This is a genomic window from Pseudonocardia pini (assembly GCF_013870575.1).
Lineage (GTDB): Bacteria > Actinomycetota > Actinomycetes > Mycobacteriales > Pseudonocardiaceae > Pseudonocardia > Pseudonocardia pini.
Map to the genome: position 1 here is coordinate 1 of NZ_JACBXB010000574.1, position 3,689 is coordinate 3,689.

A 3,689-nucleotide genomic window follows, 5' to 3' on the forward strand; every position below is an offset into this window, starting at 1 on the left:
TCACCGACCCCGCGTTCGGCCGTGCCCTGCACGCCGAGCTCGGCGACTGCACGGTGTTCGTCCGTGGGGTGCTGCACGTGCTCGACCCACACGAGCGGCGCCGGGCGGGCGAGACCGTGGCCGCGCTGGTGGGCCGGACGGGCGTCGTCCTGCTCGCCGAGACGGACTTCCGGGGCGCGCTGCTCGGTTACCTGGAGAGCCTGGGTGCGGGCCCGCGCGGGGTGCCGCCGCCGCTGGCCCGCGCGCTCGCGGCGGGCAGCCCGCGGCCGCACCCGTTCGGCGACGCCGAGCTCGCCGACGCCTTCCCGCCCGAGCGCTGGGAACGGGTCGTCGTGGACCGCGGGGTGACCATCTCCGCGGTGCCGATGCGGACGCCCGGGATCCACGAGGCGATCCCCGGGCATCTCGCGGTGCTCCGGCCTCACAGCAGGCACCCAGGTTCCGCACAGCGGACGGCCGGGTCGGGCCCCTAGCTTTCGGACGAGACGACCCGAACCGCTGGAGGACCGACGTGCCGCGCCACCACCCGACCTACCAGGGCCGCGCCCTGCCCCGCCCCGACGACGAGCTCGTCGACCAGGGCCTCGGCTTCGACGTCGGAACCCTGCTGGGCCGCCGCCGGATGCTGAAGGCCTTCGGCCTCGGCGCCGTCACCCTCGGGCTGGCCGCCTGCGGGACCGGCACCACCACCGGCGCGGCGGCGACCACCGCGGGCACGGGCACCACCGAGATCCCCGACGAGACCGCGGGCCCGTACCCGGGCGACGGCTCCAACGGACCGAACGTGCTGAGCGAGAGCGGGGTCGTCCGCAGCGACATCCGGTCGAGCTTCGGCACCGGGAGCGCGACGGCCGAGGGCGTGCCGATGACCCTCGAGCTGACCGTGAGCGACCTGGCGAACGGCGGCTCCGCCTTCGCCGGGGTGGCCGTGTACGTCTGGCACTGCAACCGCGCGGGCGAGTACTCGCTGTACTCCGAGGGCCTCGAGGACGAGAACTACCTGCGCGGCGTCCAGGTCGCCGACGCGACCGGGAAGGTGCGCTTCACCAGCATCGTCCCGGCCTGCTACCCGGGGCGCTGGCCGCACGTCCACTTCGAGGTCTACCCGGCGCAGGCGGAGATCACCGACTCCGCCGACGCCGTCGCGACCTCGCAGCTCGCCCTGCCGAAGGACGTCTGCGACACGGTGTTCGCCGAGCCCGGCTACGAGTCGTCGGTGCGCAACCTGGCGCAGCTCACGCTCGACGGCGACAACGTCTTCGGCGACGACGGTGGCGCGAGCCAGCTGGCCGCCGTCACCGGGAGCGTCGGCACGGGGTACACCGTGGCGCTGCACGTCCCCGTGGACACCCGCACCGAGCCCACCGGAGGGTCCGCTCCCGGCGGCGGGCGCCCGGGCGGGCCGCCGCGCTGACCCCGGCGCGTGCCTCACGCGGCGTGGTGCGTGTCCTCCCAGGACCACTGCGACGCCATCGGGCCCTGGCAGTCCGGGCAGGAGATGGCGAATCCGGCCGATTCCTCGGCGGACAACTCGGCATAGGAGCCACATTCCGGGCAGCTCCACCACACGGTGTCACCCATGCCATCCGAGGGTAATCACATCTGTGTGATTCGCAACCCGGAACGGACGAGAAATGCTCTGAACGCGCGGTAACGCACCGTACGTGCCCTCCGAATCCAACCCCGGGGCGCCGACGCAGCCGGGTTCCGCGAGGAACGCGGCGAGCGGGCGCCGACCCCGCGGCCGGGAGATACCCCTCCCTCTCCGGCCGCAGGTCCACGCCGGCGTGCCCGCCGGCGTGGACCACCCTCAGATCTCCTCGACGAGCTCGGCGATCGACCCGATGACCCGGTGTGGCCGGTACGGGTAGCGCTCCACCCCGTCGGCCCGCATGATCCCGGTCAGGACCAGCACCGTCCGCATGCCCGCCTCGATGCCCGCGACGACGTCGGTGTCCATCCGGTCCCCGATCATCACCGTGGTCTCGGAATGGGCGCCCAGCTTGTTCAGCGCGGCGCGCATCATCAGCGGGTTCGGCTTCCCCACGAAATAGGGCTCCACGCCGGTGGCTCGGGTGATCAGTGCCGCCACCGAGCCCGTGGCCGGGAGCGAGCCCTCGTTCGACGGGCCGGTGGCGTCCGGGTTCGTGGCCACGAACCGGGCGCCCTTCTCGACCAGCCGGATCGCCGTCGTCACGGCCTCGAAGCTGTAGGTGCGGGTCTCGCCGAGGACCACGTAGTCCGGGTCGCTCTCGGTGAGCACGTAGCCGATCTCGTGCAGGGCGGTGGTGAGGCCCGCCTCGCCGACGACGTAGGCCGACCCGCCGGGCCGCTGGTCCGCGAGGAACGTCGCCGTGGCCAGCGCCGAGGTCCAGATCGCCTCCACCGGGACGTCGATCCCCGTGTGGCGGAGCCGGAACTGCAGGTCCCGCGGCGTGTAGATGGAGTTGTTGGTGAGCACGAGGAACGGGACGTCCTTCGCCCGGAGACGCTTCACGAACGCGTCGGCGCCGGGGATGATGCTTCCTTCATGGACCAACACGCCGTCCATGTCGGTCATCCAGGCCTCGACCGGCTTGCTGTCGGACATCGGGCGAGCCTAGCCCCGGGGAACGGATCGGGCCGGGTGTCCGTTGTGGGAGTGACATGCCGTATCTCAGGGAGATCCCGTGGACCTCGTGACCATCGTCCTGCTGCTCGCCATCGTGGCGGGTGTCGTCTGGCTGGTCCGCAACCGTGGCGCAGGCCAGGCCCGTGAGCTCGAGGACGCCAAGTCCGAGGCCCGGCGCTGGACCGAGCGGCTCGGCGGGCAGGTGCTGAACCTCGTCGCGACCAACGAGGCGGCCAAGCAGGCCATGGCCGACGCCTCCGAGCGGTACAACGCCGCGGGCTCGCAGATGGAGCAGGCCAAGACCCCGGCCCAGACCCGCGGCGTCACCGAGACCGCGTACGAGGGCCTCTACTACGTGCGGGCGGCGCGGCTGGCCATGGACATGGACCCCGGCCCCGAGCTGCCGCCGCTGCCCGGCCAGAAGCGCGCGGGCGCGGTGACCGAGGACCGCGACGTCGACGTCGAGGGCCACTCCTACAGCGCCTCGCCGAACCCGTCGGACCGCAACGCGCACTACTACCCCGGCGGCAACGTGGCCGGACGCCCCGTCCCGGCGGGCTGGTACAGCGAGCCCTGGTGGAAGCCCGCCCTCGTGGCCGGCGCCTGGGGCATCGGGTCGGCCCTGCTGTTCAGCGCGATGTTCTCCGGCATGGCGGGCAGCGCCTACGAGGCCGGCTACTCGGACGGGGCGGCCGCGGACATGGCCGCCGAGGGTGACGGCGGCGGCGACGCCGGTGCCGACGCAGGCGGCGACATGGGTGGCGACGCGGGCGGCGGCGACTTCGGTGGCGGAGACTTCGGCGGGGGCGACTTCGGCGGCGGTTTCGGAGATTTCTGATCTTCGAGGATTGACGGACGCGATCACCGGGTACTGAACCTCCAGCACCCCAGACCACGGCCGGCACGTCCGGCCTCGCGACACAGGCCGGCCCGGAGACATCGTCCCGGGCCGGTCAGTGCTTTCCGGGGGTATCCCGGCAGGCCCGGGTGTGCTCTGTTGCGTATGGGCGGGCACGAGACGGACCGGCTCCTCCGGCTGGTCGACGGGTACCTGGTCACGGCGGCGCTGCACGCCGCG

Annotated in this window: 5 protein-coding genes; 3 read left to right on the forward strand and 2 right to left on the reverse strand. The window is 73.0% G+C overall.

The annotated features are described in order from the left end of the window. Together H5J29_RS24960 and H5J29_RS24965 are read left to right on the forward strand one after the other, a co-directional pair. The coding region (locus tag H5J29_RS24960) for a hypothetical protein (RefSeq protein ID WP_220187892.1) at window positions 1–473 on the forward strand (473 nt) is incomplete at its 5' end. A 38-nt stretch (window positions 474–511) separates the two neighbouring features. Beyond that, entirely contained in the window at window positions 512–1,414 is a 903-nt protein-coding gene (locus tag H5J29_RS24965; protein ID WP_181783468.1) for a dioxygenase family protein, read from the forward strand. Between the two features lie 14 nt (window positions 1,415–1,428). Here the strand turns inward: H5J29_RS24965 and H5J29_RS24970 are convergent, their stop codons facing one another. Together H5J29_RS24970 and H5J29_RS24975 are read right to left on the reverse strand one after the other, a co-directional pair. Continuing rightward, complete coding sequence (locus tag H5J29_RS24970; RefSeq protein ID WP_181783469.1) at window positions 1,429–1,581, reverse strand: hypothetical protein; 153 nt, start codon at window positions 1,579–1,581, stop codon at window positions 1,429–1,431. A 229-nt stretch (window positions 1,582–1,810) separates the two neighbouring features. Continuing rightward, window positions 1,811–2,590, reverse strand: coding sequence for an HAD-IIA family hydrolase (locus H5J29_RS24975; RefSeq protein WP_181783470.1), 780 nt, complete (start codon window positions 2,588–2,590; stop codon window positions 1,811–1,813). Between the two features lie 79 nt (window positions 2,591–2,669). On the opposite strand from H5J29_RS24975, the gene H5J29_RS24980 reads away from it, so the two are divergent. Beyond that, window positions 2,670–3,449 carry a hypothetical protein gene (locus H5J29_RS24980; protein WP_312858391.1) on the forward strand — a complete coding sequence of 260 codons (780 nt, stop codon included), beginning with the start codon at window positions 2,670–2,672 and terminating at the stop codon, window positions 3,447–3,449. The last annotated feature ends 240 nt before the right edge of the window (window positions 3,450–3,689 follow it).

Bases quoted from the DNA above. Each gene is read 5' to 3' on its own strand.
- H5J29_RS24970 (WP_181783469.1), bottom strand. From the start codon at position 1,581: ATGGGTGACACCGTGTGGTGGAGCTGCCCGGAATGTGGCTCCTATGCC.
- H5J29_RS24975 (WP_181783470.1), bottom strand. From the start codon at position 2,590: ATGTCCGACAGCAAGCCGGTCGAGGCCTGGATGACCGACATGGACGGC.